At 53.0% G+C, this 13,582-nt stretch carries 14 protein-coding genes and 1 pseudogene; 7 read left to right on the top strand and 8 right to left on the bottom strand.

Translation table 11 applies throughout. The features are described from left to right. Positions 1 to 8: 8 nt before the first annotated feature. Positions 9 to 1,118 carry a high-affinity branched-chain amino acid ABC transporter substrate-binding protein LivK gene (gene livK / locus OGY72_RS21135; RefSeq protein WP_003023433.1) on the bottom strand — a complete coding sequence of 370 codons (1,110 nt, stop codon included), beginning with the start codon at positions 1,116 to 1,118 and terminating at the stop codon, positions 9 to 11. A 423-nt stretch (positions 1,119 to 1,541) separates the two neighbouring features. On the opposite strand from livK, the gene panM reads away from it, so the two are divergent. Then, entirely contained in the window at positions 1,542 to 1,925 is a 384-nt protein-coding gene (panM, locus tag OGY72_RS21140; protein ID WP_003827573.1) for an aspartate 1-decarboxylase autocleavage activator PanM, read from the top strand. Further along, positions 1,910 to 2,037, top strand: a pseudogene (locus tag OGY72_RS24985) (hypothetical protein). Before panM ends, OGY72_RS24985 begins: the two are co-directional and overlap by 16 nt. An 83-nt stretch (positions 2,038 to 2,120) precedes the next feature. Here OGY72_RS24985 and livJ read toward each other — a convergent pair. From livJ to ftsY, 5 genes are all read right to left on the bottom strand, one after another. Continuing rightward, positions 2,121 to 3,224 carry a branched chain amino acid ABC transporter substrate-binding protein LivJ gene (gene livJ, locus OGY72_RS21145; protein WP_139153507.1) on the bottom strand — a complete coding sequence of 368 codons (1,104 nt, stop codon included), beginning with the start codon at positions 3,222 to 3,224 and terminating at the stop codon, positions 2,121 to 2,123. A gap of 270 nt (positions 3,225 to 3,494) precedes the next feature. Further along, a complete protein-coding gene (rpoH, locus tag OGY72_RS21150) occupies positions 3,495 to 4,349 on the bottom strand; it encodes an RNA polymerase sigma factor RpoH (RefSeq protein ID WP_003023425.1) in 855 nt (284 codons plus the stop codon). A 270-nt stretch (positions 4,350 to 4,619) separates the two neighbouring features. Continuing rightward, the gene (gene ftsX, locus OGY72_RS21155) at positions 4,620 to 5,678 is read right to left on the bottom strand and encodes a permease-like cell division protein FtsX (RefSeq protein ID WP_003827568.1); all 1,059 of its coding nucleotides are present in this window, start codon (positions 5,676 to 5,678) and stop codon (positions 4,620 to 4,622) included. Then, positions 5,671 to 6,339, bottom strand: coding sequence for a cell division ATP-binding protein FtsE (ftsE, locus tag OGY72_RS21160; protein WP_003023420.1), 669 nt, complete (start codon positions 6,337 to 6,339; stop codon positions 5,671 to 5,673). The genes ftsX and ftsE overlap by 8 nt, the downstream gene beginning before the upstream one ends. A 2-nt stretch (positions 6,340 to 6,341) precedes the next feature. Further along, positions 6,342 to 7,868 (bottom strand): signal recognition particle-docking protein FtsY, encoded by a 1,527-nt coding sequence (gene ftsY, locus OGY72_RS21165; protein ID WP_286549267.1) that lies wholly within the window; start codon positions 7,866 to 7,868, stop codon positions 6,342 to 6,344. 151 nt (positions 7,869 to 8,019) lie between these two features. On the opposite strand from ftsY, the gene rsmD reads away from it, so the two are divergent. Together rsmD and OGY72_RS21175 are read left to right on the top strand one after the other, a co-directional pair. Then, positions 8,020 to 8,616, top strand: coding sequence for a 16S rRNA (guanine(966)-N(2))-methyltransferase (rsmD, locus tag OGY72_RS21170; protein ID WP_003827565.1), 597 nt, complete (start codon positions 8,020 to 8,022; stop codon positions 8,614 to 8,616). Then, entirely contained in the window at positions 8,606 to 8,881 is a 276-nt protein-coding gene (locus tag OGY72_RS21175; RefSeq protein WP_003023415.1) for a DUF1145 family protein, read from the top strand. The genes rsmD and OGY72_RS21175 overlap by 11 nt, the downstream gene beginning before the upstream one ends. 99 nt (positions 8,882 to 8,980) lie before the next feature. Here OGY72_RS21175 and OGY72_RS21180 read toward each other — a convergent pair whose 3' ends face one another. Then, entirely contained in the window at positions 8,981 to 9,340 is a 360-nt protein-coding gene (locus OGY72_RS21180) for a DUF2500 domain-containing protein (protein WP_003827560.1), read from the bottom strand. A gap of 141 nt (positions 9,341 to 9,481) precedes the next feature. Here OGY72_RS21180 and OGY72_RS21185 point away from each other — a divergent pair, with 141 nt between their 5' ends. Both OGY72_RS21185 and zntA read left to right on the top strand, forming a co-directional pair. Further along, entirely contained in the window at positions 9,482 to 10,108 is a 627-nt protein-coding gene (locus tag OGY72_RS21185) for a lysoplasmalogenase (RefSeq protein ID WP_003827558.1), read from the top strand. Positions 10,109 to 10,182: 74 nt separating this feature from the next. After that, a complete protein-coding gene (gene zntA, locus OGY72_RS21190; protein WP_286549274.1) occupies positions 10,183 to 12,381 on the top strand; it encodes a Zn(II)/Cd(II)/Pb(II) translocating P-type ATPase ZntA in 2,199 nt (732 codons plus the stop codon). A gap of 98 nt (positions 12,382 to 12,479) precedes the next feature. Here zntA and tusA read toward each other — a convergent pair whose 3' ends face one another. Then, positions 12,480 to 12,725 carry a sulfurtransferase TusA gene (gene tusA / locus OGY72_RS21195; protein WP_003827551.1) on the bottom strand — a complete coding sequence of 82 codons (246 nt, stop codon included), beginning with the start codon at positions 12,723 to 12,725 and terminating at the stop codon, positions 12,480 to 12,482. Between the two features lie 168 nt (positions 12,726 to 12,893). Here tusA and OGY72_RS21200 point away from each other — a divergent pair, with 168 nt between their 5' ends. Beyond that, positions 12,894 to 13,559, top strand: a complete 666-nt coding sequence (locus tag OGY72_RS21200; RefSeq protein ID WP_003827549.1) for a 7-cyano-7-deazaguanine/7-aminomethyl-7-deazaguanine transporter — start codon at positions 12,894 to 12,896, stop codon at positions 13,557 to 13,559. The last annotated feature ends 23 nt before the right edge of the window (positions 13,560 to 13,582 follow it).

Here is a 13,582-nt window from a genome sequence, read left to right on the forward strand (position 1 = left end):
TTCAGGTATTACTTCGCGACGGTCGAAGAACCGTCTGCATGCCACTGGAAGACACCAAACTCAAATCCCTTCAAATCGCCTTTTTCGTCCCATTTCAGCGGCCCAATCACGGTATCAGCCCCGTGTGCTTTCAGATCTTTCACCAGGTCCAGCGGCTCTTTGCTACCACTGCGATCCATTGCTGTCGCCAATGACTGGACGGCTGCATAAGTGATCCACACGTATGGTCCGGTTGGATCTTTCTTGTCAGCTTTGAGCGCATCGACGATAGCCTTATTCGCCGGATCCTGGTCATAGCGTTTTGGCATGGTTACCAGCATGCCTTCAGCAGCATCACCGGCGATGTTAGACAGCGACGCATTGCCGACGCCCTCAGGTCCCATAAACTGGGTTTTCAGCCCGACGGAACGCGCCTGGCGCAGCATTTGCCCCATTTCCGGGTAGTAGCCGCCGTAATAAACAAAGTCGATATTTTCTTTTTTCAGGCGAGCGATCAGCGCAGAAAAATCTTTTTCCCCGGCGGTGATACCGTCAAAGAAAACGATGTTGGCTTTGCCCGCTTTCAGGCTGTCCTGCACCGAACGCGCCAGGCCTTCACCGTATTGCTGTTTATCGTGAATGATGGCGATACGCTGTGGCTTCACCTTCTCCAGAATGTATTTCGCGGCGGTCGGCCCCTGAGAGGAGTCCAGGCCCGCTGTACGCATAATGTGAGCGTAACCGCGCTGGGTCAGTTCCGGGTTTGTGGCACCCGGAGAAATCATCAGAATGCCTTCATCTTCATAGATATCTGATGCGGGCTGCGTGGAAGATGAGCACAGATGACCAATAACGTACTGAATGCCGTCATTGACGATTTTGTTCGCTACCGCAACGGCCTGTTTCGGATCGCAGGCGTCGTCATATTCCACAGCAACCAGTTTGTCGCCTTTGACCCCGCCTTTGGCATTGATATCTTTAATGGCCTGACGTGCGCCATTAAATTCCATATCGCCCCACTGCGCGACCGGACCTGACATCGCGCCGACAACAGCGACCTTGATATCTTCCGCCATGACCGCGTGTGACATTGCCAGTGCTATCACCCCTGCGATGATTGTTTTCGCATTCCGTTTCATTACCTGAATCCCCATTCGTGACGTAATTAATATTTTGTATTTATGTGGTTAAAAAGCAGTCTGTGCTTTTTTTGAACTGCACTATTTTTACCAGTCTCATTAATGGTTTAGCGCAGTTTTTTAAGCAAAATCAGGCTAAAATCTCTATTTTTCAGTCGATTAAGAAAAGATAATATTCTGCTTTTCACTATAGATAAACAAAAAAAAGCACGTTTGTCAGCATAAAATAACGGCACAAAGAGCCGAATAAAATGCTACATTCCAGGGTATTATTCTGCCTGTTTTTCAATCTCTACGGTTTCAAACTGTCATTACCGTTGTTACAAAATTATTAATCTGGTTATTCACATAAAAAAGAGAAAGCATCCGGGCGAATTATTTCGGTACACTCATTCCATCTTTTGTGATTTGGACATGCTGTTAATGAAGCTGACCATCGTTCGTTTAGATAACTTTAGCGACCAGGACCAGATTGATCTGGGCAAAATCTGGCCGGAATATTCCGCCTCATCGTTAAGCGTAGATGAAACGCACCGGATCTACGCCGCACGCTTTAACGAGCGTCTGTTAGGCGCAGTTCGCGTAACCCTGAGCGGTACGCAAGGTGCATTAGATTCATTGCGCGTACGCGATATCACCCGCCGTCGCGGCGTCGGGCAGTATTTGATCGAAGAAGTCATCCGGGAAAACCCTGACGTGAGTTCATGGTGGATGGCCGACGTCGGCGTTGAAGACCGCAGCGTGATGGCCGCATTTATGCAGGCGTTAGGGTTTACAGCCCAGGAGAATGGCTGGGAAAAAAGATAAAAAAGCCGGATGGCGCTGACGCTTATCCGGCCTACATGCTGGGAGCAAAAAATAAAAAACCATCTCGCAATTTTCCAAGAATTTCACGTTGCAGGAAGGCGGCAAGTTATGAAGTCCCCGGGAGCTTACATAAGTAAGTGACCGGGGTTGAATAACGTAGCCAACGCATCTGCAGCGCGAAAGGCGCCAGGAAAATTATTTGGCGTCGGTCGCCGTCCCGTTTGCATGCCAGTCAAACACGCCGAATTCGAAGCCTTTCAGATCGCCCTTCGCATCCCATGACAGCGGCCCCATTACGGTTTCCACTGAGTTTGCTTTCAGGTATTTGGCAATTTCAGCCGGGTCGTCAGACTGGTTCAGACCGGCCTGCAAGGATTGCAGCGCGGCGTAGGTGGTCCATACGAATGCGCCGCTCGGATCCTGTTTCTTGGCTTTGATCGCGTCCACAATCGGTTTGTTCGCCGGAACCTGATCGTAGTTCTTCGGTTTCGTTACCAGTAAGCCTTCTGCAGACTCACCCGCGATGTTAGACAGCGACACGTTCGCTACCCCTTCTGGTCCCATAAACTGGGTTTTCAGACCCGCAGCGCGTGCCTGGCGCAGAATCTGCCCCATTTCCGGGTGGTAACCACCGTAGTAAACGAAATCGATATTCTCTTTCTTCAGACGCGCCACCAGCGTAGAGAAATCTTTCTCGCCAGCGGTGATCCCGTCGAAGAACACCACGTCAGCGTTGGCTTTCTTGAGGTTGTCCTGCACGGAACGCGCCAGGCCTTCACCGTACTGTTGTTTGTCGTGAACGATCGCAATGCGCTTCGGCTTCACTTTTTCAACGATATATTTGGCAGCGGTTGGGCCCTGATCGGAATCCAGACCGGTGGTACGCATCACCAGGTTATAGCCGCGCGCGGTCAGCTCAGGCGCCGTTGCCGCAGGGGTGATCATCAGAATGCCTTCGTCTTCATAGATATCTGACGCAGGCTGAGTGGAGGACGAGCACAGGTGGCCGATAACATATTTAATCCCGTCGTTGACCACTTTGTTAGCTACCGCTACCGCTTGTTTCGGGTCACAGGCATCGTCATATTTCACCATGACCAGTTTGTCGCCTTTCACGCCGCCTTTGGCGTTGATATCTGCAATCGCCTGCTCTGCGCCAGTAAATTCCTGATCGCCATACTGCGCTACCGGACCGGACATCGCGCCGACGACGGCAACTTTAATATCCTTAGCAAACGCCATATTGCTCAAAGACAGGGCGATACATCCTGCCAATAACGCTTTACCCTTCATATTCATCCTGACAATCCCCATTATTGTGGTTATTACGTGTGTTGTGATGTTGTTTTTCAGCACTTTATTTCGATTATTGGATAGCCACCCGTGCTTTAGCAGCATACTCTGCTAAAACATACCCGATTTTTATTATTTTGGAATAGCTAAATTTGACATGCAGATAACAACTTGATGACAAAAAGCTTAAACGTCAGGAGAGAGGGGGAGAGATAAAAACAAAAAACCCCGGATTTTCATCCAGGGTTTATCAGCATTTCCAGGTCGGCTGGAAGATTACGCTTCGATCGCCGCGCGCAGTTTTTTCATGGCGTTCTTTTCAAGCTGACGAACACGTTCAGCGGAAACGCCGTAGCGATCGGCCAGTTCCTGCAACGTCGACTTGTTGTCTTCGTCCAGCCAACGGGCACGAATGATATCCTGGCTACGCTCGTCCAGACCTTCCATTGCGTGGGTCAGTTTGTTCGCGGCCTGATCTTCCCAGTTATCTTCTTCAATGCCGTCGGCAAAGTTAGAAGATTTATCCTGCAGATACAGCACCGGGGCCATCGGCTGGCTGTCAGACTCATCGTCTGAAGACATGTCAAACGTCATGTCCTGTGCCGCCATACGGGATTCCATTTCGCGCACGTCTTTGCTGGAAACACCCAGCTCGCGAGCAACCATTTCAACTTCGTCCTGGTTAAACCAGCCCAGACGCTGTTTGGTTTTACGCAGGTTAAAGAACAGCTTACGCTGCGCTTTGGTGGTCGCGACTTTAACGATACGCCAGTTACGCAGAACGTATTCGTGGATCTCAGCTTTGATCCAATGCACGGCGAAGGAAACCAGGCGCACACCCACTTCCGGGTTGAAACGGCGCACGGCTTTCATCAGGCCGATATTACCTTCCTGAATCAGATCCGCCTGCGGCAGGCCATAGCCCGCATAATTACGAGCAACATGAACAACAAAGCGCAGGTGAGACAGGATCAGCGTTTTAGCTGCTTCCAGATCGCCCTGGTAATGCAGCTTTTCAGCCAGTGCCCGCTCCTCGTCAGCCGACAACATCGGCCACGCGTTCGCAGCCCGGATGTAAGATTCCAGGTTACCAACAGGGGCTAAAGCTAAATTTTGCATTTCTTTGGTCATTCAAATCCTCTCAATCTTTTCATCTGGCGCATTGGCTAAAAACTAATTAACAAAAACCAGTAGCAACAACCATGCCAGAGCTTATGAGCAACGAGAATATCATTCAATCTTTTATCAGACAGTGATTTTATCCACAAGTTCCATGTCGTAATGTGTATAGATTACGCACAAAATGTGACATCACAATGAATACGCCGGGAAGAGATCACAGGGACTCTTTCCCTGCAGAGCGAACTACTCAGTGCAGGGAAAGATTATACCAGAGATTTTTTAATCGGGGGTAAAGTGGCGTAAATGTTGAACCGTGGCAAGCCAGGCTGCCACCCAGCCAATCATTGAGCACACCAGCAGCAATAACAGGCACTCGTCGAATGATAAGCCATTGATATCAAACTTGGTTCCAAATACCTGTGCCACCTCAGTCACCGCTGACGACAGACGCATCACCAAAATTTCTGACAAAATCAGTGAAAGAAATGCACCGGAAAAACCGAGCAGTGCACCGCCGTAGAGGAACGGACGCAGGATAAATCCATCCGTCGCGCCAATGAGTTTTTGCACATTAATGGTATCGCGTCGCGCAAAAATACTCAGACGCACGCTGTTACCAATGACGAGGAAGACCGCCGCCACCATCAGCACGCCGATCATCGCGGAAACGCGTCCGACAAGGCCCGTCAGCGCCGCCAGGCGAGCGAACCAGCTGTCATCCATTCGTACTTCATCAATACCGTTGATTTGTGCGATGCGGTCACGCAGCGTGTTCAGCGACTCCGTACCCTGAAAGTCCAGTTTCGGGATAACAACCGCCACGGCCGGAAGCGGGTTCTCTTCAAGCATATCCAGCGCGCCGCCAAAGCCAGACCAGTTACGGAATTCGCCCAGCGCGTCGTCACGGGAAAGATAATTCACTTTCTCCACGCCCTGTTCGGCCTGCAACTGACCAACCACCCGCGCCGCCGCATCATCATCCAGCGTTTTTTGCAGATAAACGGTGATCTGCGGAGACGGATAATACTGGCTTGCCGCATGGTTTACGTTCTTATAAACCATGTAGCACACGCTAGGCAGCGTCAGGGAGATGGCAATGACCATCACCGTCAGAAACGTCGCCAGCGGCTTGCTTTTCAGGTCCTGTAACGCGCCCTGAAACGCATAACGTACCTGCTCGTTAAAGACATTGGTTTTACGCGAATTCGGCTTTGGCGCGGCTTTCGCACGCTTTGGCGCGTTGCGACCGCCGTCACCCGACGCACCGCCCGATTTACGAAAGCGATCCAGTCGGCCACCGAACTGTTTGATTTGGTTAATAGCGTCACGTCTATTCATGCGCCAGGCCTCCATGCAGATGTCCATCGCTCAGAACCATTTGGCGATAGGAGCGACGGGAGATCAGGCCAATATCGTGCGTGGCCATTAATACCGTGACCCCGACGCGGTTAAACTCTTCGAACAGGCGAAGGATCCCTTCTGACAGCGCGTCATCCAGGTTCCCCGTTGGTTCATCCGCCAGCAGCACCGCAGGTTTGTTCACCACCGCGCGGGCGATGCCGACGCGTTGTTGTTCACCGCCGGAGAGTTGAATCGGGAAGTTTTTCGCTTTGTCCAACAGCCCGACCTTATCCAGCGCCGCTGACACGCGACGACGAATATCATCCCCGCTGGCACCCGCGATGATCAGCGGGATTGCCACATTGTCAAACACGGTTCTGTCCATCAACAGGTGGTGATCCTGAAAAATCATGCCAATCTGACGACGCAGAAACGGCACTTCACGGTTTTTCAAACGGCTGATGTCATGCCCGCTAAAGTAGATTTTCCCGGCGCTGGGCCGTTCAATTCCACAAATCAGCTTCAGCAGGGTACTTTTCCCCGCGCCGGAGTGGCCGGTCAGAAACGCCATCTCGCCAGGCTGCATATGGAAAGTCACTCCCTGCAGCGCTTGTCTCCCACCGAGATAGGCCTTGCTGACATGTTCAAAGCGAATCATTGTTAATCCTCTCGGGCAAAAAGTGCCTCTATAAAATCGTCCGCTTTAAACGGACGTAAATCCTCGATACGTTCACCCACACCGATATAGCGGATAGGGATGCCAAACTGATCGGCAACCGAGAAGATAACCCCGCCCTTCGCCGTACCGTCCAGCTTGGTCAGGGTGATACCGGTTAAGCCCACCGCTTCATGGAACAGTTTGGCCTGGCTTATCGCATTCTGCCCGGTGCTGGCGTCGATAGTCAGCATAACTTCATGCGGCGCATCTTCGTCCAGCTTCTTCATGACGCGAACGATTTTTTTCAATTCTTCCATCAGGTGCGATTTATTCTGCAAACGCCCTGCGGTATCAGCGATCAGCACGTCTACGTTACGCGCCTTCGCCGCCTGGATGGCATCAAAGATAACGGACGCGGAATCCGCGCCAGTATGCTGAGCAATCACCGGGATGTTGTTACGCTGACCCCAAACCTGCAGCTGTTCTACCGCCGCCGCACGGAAAGTATCACCTGCCGCCAGCATTACCGATTTACCCTGCTGCTCAAACTGACGCGCAAGCTTACCAATAGTGGTGGTTTTGCCCACGCCGTTGACACCAACCATTAAGATAACAAATGGTGTTTTGCCATCAACGTTCAGCGGTTCGTCAACCTTCGCCAGAATCTCGCCCATCTCTTCTTTTAACAGACCGTACAGCGCTTCCGCATCTTTAAGCTGCTTGCGGCTGGCGCCTTCCGTTAGATTCGCAATGATCTTGCGGGTCGTTTCTACACCCACATCAGCGATCAGCAGCTGCTCTTCCAGCTCTTCAAACAGATCATCGTCGATTTTTTTACCACGGAACAGACTGATAAATCCGGAACCGAGGTTTTCTTTTGTTTTCAGCAGGCTGCGTTTCAGACGCGCAAAGAAACCTTCTTTGGTTGGTTTTTCCTGCTCCTGGACCACCTCTTCTTCTACCGGTTCTTCTACAGCAGGTTCTTCTACCGGCACCACCATAACCGCTTCTTCAGCAGCCTCAGCGGCCAGCGCCTGCGCTTCCAGCTCTTCGTCGGTCAGTTGCGGTTCATTTTCGGCTTCTTCTTCAGCCGCCTCAACGATTTCCACGGTTTCCGCTTCGGCCTGCCACTCTTCGGCAGAAACTTCTTCGGTTTTCACCTCTTCCGGCAGCGGCAATTCTTCGCGTTCGATAACCACCGCTGCTGGCGTTTCCACTACAGTTTCAGCAACGGGTTCAGCAACCGGCTCAATCTCCGGCTGCGCTTGTTCGGCGACAGGTTCTTCTTCCGGCTGCAGTTTTTCGATTTCCGCAACCTGTTCAGTTACTTCAACGACTTCAGCTGCAAAGGCTTGTGTTTCAGCCTCGCTACGGGTTTCCTCGGCGCGCGGCTGTTCGTCAACGACGGTAGTTTCTTCAGCAACCGGTTGTTGTTCTTCGTTTTTTACTTCTGTCTCGTTTTCCGGTGCCTGCTCTTTTTGACCAAAGCCCAGCCAGGAAAAAAAGCCACGTTTTTTCTCTTTCGCCATTTGCGACTACACTCCCCCGCTGTTGCTTCATGGCACAGCGTCAACGCTATGTACATAGCAGCTAAAAAAATGATGAAATAGTCTATCACTTAACTTAACTCACATCACCGCCTGGAATGACATGCTATAGGCGGATTGAGCAATAATAGAAATGAAAAAACCGAATCACTCTGGTAGCGGCCAGATCCGCATTATTGGCGGGCAATGGCGTGGCCGTAAACTCCCGGTTCCGGACAGCCCCGGCCTGCGTCCGACCACCGACCGTGTGCGCGAAACATTGTTTAACTGGCTGGCCCCGGTAATGGTCGATGCTCACTGTCTGGACTGCTTCGCCGGCAGCGGCGCGCTGGGGCTGGAAGCCCTCTCTCGCTATGCGGCAAATGCGACGCTTCTGGAGATGGATCGCGCGGTATCTCAGCAGCTACAAAAGAATCTCGCCACGCTAAAAGCCTCCCATGCCCGCGTCGTCAATACCAATACGCTGACATTTTTGGCTCAGGCAGGTACGCCGCATAACGTGGTATTTGTTGACCCGCCGTTTCGCAAAGGATTACTGGAAGAAACATTAACTCTTCTGGAAACTCATGGCTGGCTGGCAAATGAAGCGTATATTTACGTTGAAAGCGAAGTAGAAAACGGCTTACCGCCGGTTCCGGTGAACTGGTCGCTATACCGTGAGAAAGTCGCCGGACAGGTCGCCTATCGCCTGTACCAACGTGAAGCACGAGGAGAGCACGATGCTGATTAACCTGGGACGCCTGCTGATGCTGTGCGTCTGGGCATTTTTACTACTGAATATTTTCCAACCCTTTCCACGCCCGCTTAACATCTTCGTTAACGTCGCACTGATATTTATGGTGCTGATGCATGGCATGCAGCTGGCGCTGCTAAAAAGCACCATGCCTAAAGATGGCCCGCAGATGACCAACGGAGAGAAAATCCGTATTTTTCTGTTCGGCGTCTTTGAGCTACTGGTGTGGCAGAAGAAGATTAAAGATCAGTTGAAGAAGTAGCTGTGATCTTTTCGCCCGGCGGCACGTTGCGGGCCGGGGCGAAAAATCTGTAGGCCGGATAAGGCGTAAGCCGCCATCCGGCATCAGTCAGATGACACCTTAGCGTTCAAGCGTAAAATCAACAAATCGCGAACCTTTGTAACTCAGCGTGCCTTTATCCCCGACCGTTAACGCGTGGTACTGCTGCGCATCAAGACGAAACGTCTGCTCCATCCCCCCATTTTGTGGCTTAAAGCTGGCTTCATAGCGCATGCTGGTACCTGCCGGGCTCACTTCCTGCTGGCGGGATCGCCGATCGTTTAGCGGTTTTTCCCGTTTGTTACTTACCACCACCTGCTTTTGCATCAGCGGTGCCGTATCATTATCGGCTTTTTCTCGCCGCTGCTGAACAAAGCGAAACGACGCAGCGATAACGATTAAGACAATGATAACAATGAAAAAAAGTGGTGGCTTGCTCATATTATTAACTCATCAGAAAATGCGGAAATAAGCATACATCGCCTGTTATGGTGTTGTCATCTGGCTGTGTCGACCTCTACACTGGACAGTAGAGCCGTGAGCACCCCGCTTACGAAAAAATAACGAATTCAAGGAACTAAGATGCTTTGGTCGTTTATCGCTGTCTGTCTTTCCGCATGGTTGTTCGTGGATGCTTCCTATCGTGGACCTGCCTGGCAACGCTGGGTCTTTAAGCCCCTGACGTTACTCCTGCTGGCACTGCTGGCCTGGCAGGCGCCAATGTTTAACGCTATCAGCTATCTGGTGCTGGCTGGCCTGCTTGCCTCGCTGCTGGGCGATGCGCTGACGCTGTTACCGCGCCAACGCCTGCTGTACGCCGTGGGAGCATTCTTCCTGTCGCATCTGCTGTATACCATTTACTTCGCCAGCCAAATGACGCTGTCGTTCTTCTGGCCTTTGCCGTTGGTGCTGGTAGTGCTGGGGGCGTTGCTGATCGCCGTGATCTGGACGCGTCTGGAAGAGCTGCGTGTCGCTATCTGCACCTTCATCGGCATCACGCTGATGATGGTCTGGATGGCCGGTGAGCTGTGGTTCTTTCGACCGACCGCCCCGGCACTGTCGGCATTTATGGGCGCATCCCTCCTGTTCATCGGCAACATTGTCTGGCTGGGTAGCCATTACCGTCGCCGCTTCCGGGCCGATAACGCCATTGCCGCCGCCTGTTACTTCGCCGGGCATTTCCTGATTGTTCGTTCGTTGTATCTTTAAAACGCTTGACTCTGGAGTCGACTCCAGAGTGTATCCTCCGGTTAATACGAAATGATTATCAACCGGAGGATGCCATGTCGACACCCGATACCCGTGGCAAAAAAGTCCCACAATTCTCTTCTTTCAAGCCAGCGCCTGCGCCACAAAAGGTGGATGACTGCTGCTGCGAAGGAAGCTGCTCCACAACACCAACCGTATCCAATACCGTAATAGGTACCCGCTATTCCTGGAAAGTGGCGGGCATGGACTGTGCAGCTTGCGCCCGCAAAGTAGAGAATGCAGTCCGCCAGGTCAGCGGCGTCAACCAGGTCCAGGTTCTGTTCGCCACTGAAAAACTGGTGGTCGATGCCGGTTCCGATATCCGCCAGCAAGTTGAAAATGCGGTGCAAAAAGCAGGCTATACCCTGCGCGATGAGCACGCGACGGACGCCGCCCCCGAGTCACGTTTTAAAGAAAACCTGCCGCTGATTTCGCTGATTATCATGATGGCGATTAGCTGGGGGCTGGAGCAGTTCAATCACCCCTTCGGTCAGATAGCGTTTATCGCCACCACGCTGGTCGGCCTGTATCCCATTGCCCGTCAGGCCCTGCGTCTGATGAAAACCGGCAGCTACTTTGCCATTGAAACGTTGATGAGCGTCGCCGCCATTGGCGCACTGTTTATCGGCGCGACGGCGGAAGCCGCTATGGTGCTGCTGCTGTTTTTAATTGGCGAGCGTCTGGAAGGTTGGGCCGCCAGCCGCGCCCGTAAAGGTGTCAGCGCACTGATGGCGCTCAAACCGGAAACCGCCACACGCCTGCGTAACGGCGAGCGCGAAGAGGTGGCTATCAATACCCTCCGCCCTGGCGATGTTATTGAAGTTGCCGCGGGTGGGCGTTTACCTGCCGATGGCAAACTGGTCTCCGGCTTTGCCAGCTTTGATGAGAGCGCCCTGACCGGCGAATCGATCCCGGTTGAACGCGCCACCGGCGAGAAAGTCCCGGCGGGTGCCACCAGCGTGGATCGTCTGGTAACGCTGGAAGTGCTCTCAGAACCGGGTGCCAGCGCCATTGACCGTATTCTGAAGCTAATTGAAGAAGCGGAAGAACGCCGCGCTCCCATTGAGCGCTTTATTGACCGTTTCAGCCGGATTTACACCCCAGCCATTATGGCGGTTGCGCTGCTGGTCACCCTCGTACCGCCACTGCTGTTTGCCGCATCCTGGCAGGAGTGGATTTATAAAGGGCTGACGCTGCTGCTGATTGGCTGCCCTTGTGCATTGGTGATTTCAACGCCCGCAGCCATTACCTCTGGTCTGGCCGCCGCGGCGCGTCGTGGGGCGTTAATCAAAGGCGGGGCCGCGCTGGAACAGTTAGGTAGAGTTACGCAGGTGGCGTTTGATAAAACCGGCACCCTGACCGTCGGTAAACCACGCGTCACGGCGATTCATCCGGCAAGCGGTATTGGTGAGGCTGAACTGCTGGCACTGGCGGCAGCGGTAGAGCAAGGCGCGACGCACCCGCTGGCACAAGCAATTGTTCGGGAAGCGCAAACGCGCGAACTGACTATTCCTGTCGCAAAAGAGCAACGGGCGCTGGTTGGCTCTGGAATTGAAGCGCTGGTCGACGGCGAGCGCGTGCTAATTTGCGCCGCAGGCAAACAGCCTGCCGACGCCTTTGCCGGACAGATTAGCGAGCTGGAAAGCGCGGGCCAAACGGTGGTGCTGGTGCTACGTAACGATGCCGTTCTCGGCGTGCTGGCCCTACAGGACACGCTGCGCGATGACGCTCGCAGCGCCATCAGCGAGCTTAATCAGATTGGCGTGAAAGGCGTGATCCTGACCGGCGATAACCCGCGTGCGGCGGCCGCCATTGCCGGTGAACTGGGCCTCGAATTCAAAGCGGGACTCTTGCCGGAAGATAAGGTGCAGGCCGTTACCCATCTTAACCAACAGTCGCCGCTGGCGATGGTGGGCGACGGCATCAACGACGCCCCGGCAATGAAAGCGGCTACCATCGGCATTGCGATGGGAAGCGGGACCGACGTCGCGCTGGAAACCGCCGATGCAGCCCTGACCCACAACCGCCTGCGTGGTCTGGTGCAAATGATTCAGCTGGCGCGGGCTACCCATGCCAATATTCGCCAGAACATTGCGATTGCGCTGGGTCTGAAAGGGATTTTCCTCGTCACCACGCTGCTCGGGATAACCGGATTGTGGCTGGCGGTGCTGGCGGATACGGGGGCAACGGTACTGGTGACCGCTAACGCGCTGCGGTTGTTGCGTAAAGGGTAGTGCCTGTTTCTCGCCTGATGGCGCTTCGCTTATCAGGCCTACAGGTTACTCAGTCTTTATAGGCCGGAGAAGCGTTAGCGCCATCCGGCATAACAAGATTACTGCCCTTTGCGCACCAGATAGCGGTACGGCAGCGAGTCGGTCTCTTTGGCCACCAACTCATGTTCCATAAAGGTACAGAAGCCAGGAATATCGCGGGTTGTTGCCGGATCGTCGGCGACAATCAGCAGCGTTTCACCGGCCTGCATGCCGCGTACGGTTTTACGCACCATCATTACCGGTTCCGGGCAGCGCAGCCCCTGGGCATCAAGAGTATGGTCGGGGGAAGTAAACAGGTCGCTCATCGTCGTCTCATTCATACAAAAACGGCGTTATTTTACGCTCTGTTGTGGCGTAAGCCAATCAGGTTAACGATTGCGTGAAAAACAACCATTGCAATGTGCTCTTAAAGCAGTATCATGCGACGGTTTTTTATTGGGTTCCCTCACCCCATCCAACAAAAAGGTCACAATATGACTCCGTTTACACAAACTCAGCGCGTAAAAGCGTTGTTCTGGCTATCGCTATTTCATCTGCTGGTGATCACCTCCAGCAACTATCTGGTGCAGCTTCCAATCTCCATTTTTGGTTTCCATACCACATGGGGCGCGTTTAGCTTTCCGTTTATTTTCCTCGCGACCGACCTGACCGTGCGTATTTTTGGCGCGCCGCTGGCTCGACGTATCATCTTTGCGGTTATGATCCCCGCGCTGCTGATCTCCTATGTCGTTTCATCACTGTTCTATATGGGATCGTGGCAAGGATTCGGCGCACTGCTGCACTTTAATCTGTTTGTCGCCCGTATCGCCGCTGCCAGCTTTATGGCTTACGCGCTGGGACAAATTCTGGATGTGCATGTCTTTAACCGCCTGCGTCAGAACCGTCGCTGGTGGCTGGCACCGACGGCGTCCACGCTGTTTGGCAATATCAGCGATACGTTGGCCTTCTTCTTTATCGCCTTCTGGCGCAGCCCGGATGCCTTTATGGCCGAGCACTGGATGGAAATCGCACTGGTCGATTACTGCTTCAAAGTGCTGATCAGCATTATTTTCTTCCTGCCAATGTATGGCGTGCTGCTGAATATGTTACTGAAAAGGCTGGCAGATAAATCTGAAATCTCTGCATTGCAGACGAGTTAAAGGTTCATTTTCCGAGTTGTGAT

Origin of the sequence: Citrobacter sp. Cpo221, from assembly GCF_030332345.1 — a bacterium.
Lineage (GTDB): Bacteria > Pseudomonadota > Gammaproteobacteria > Enterobacterales > Enterobacteriaceae > Citrobacter > Citrobacter portucalensis.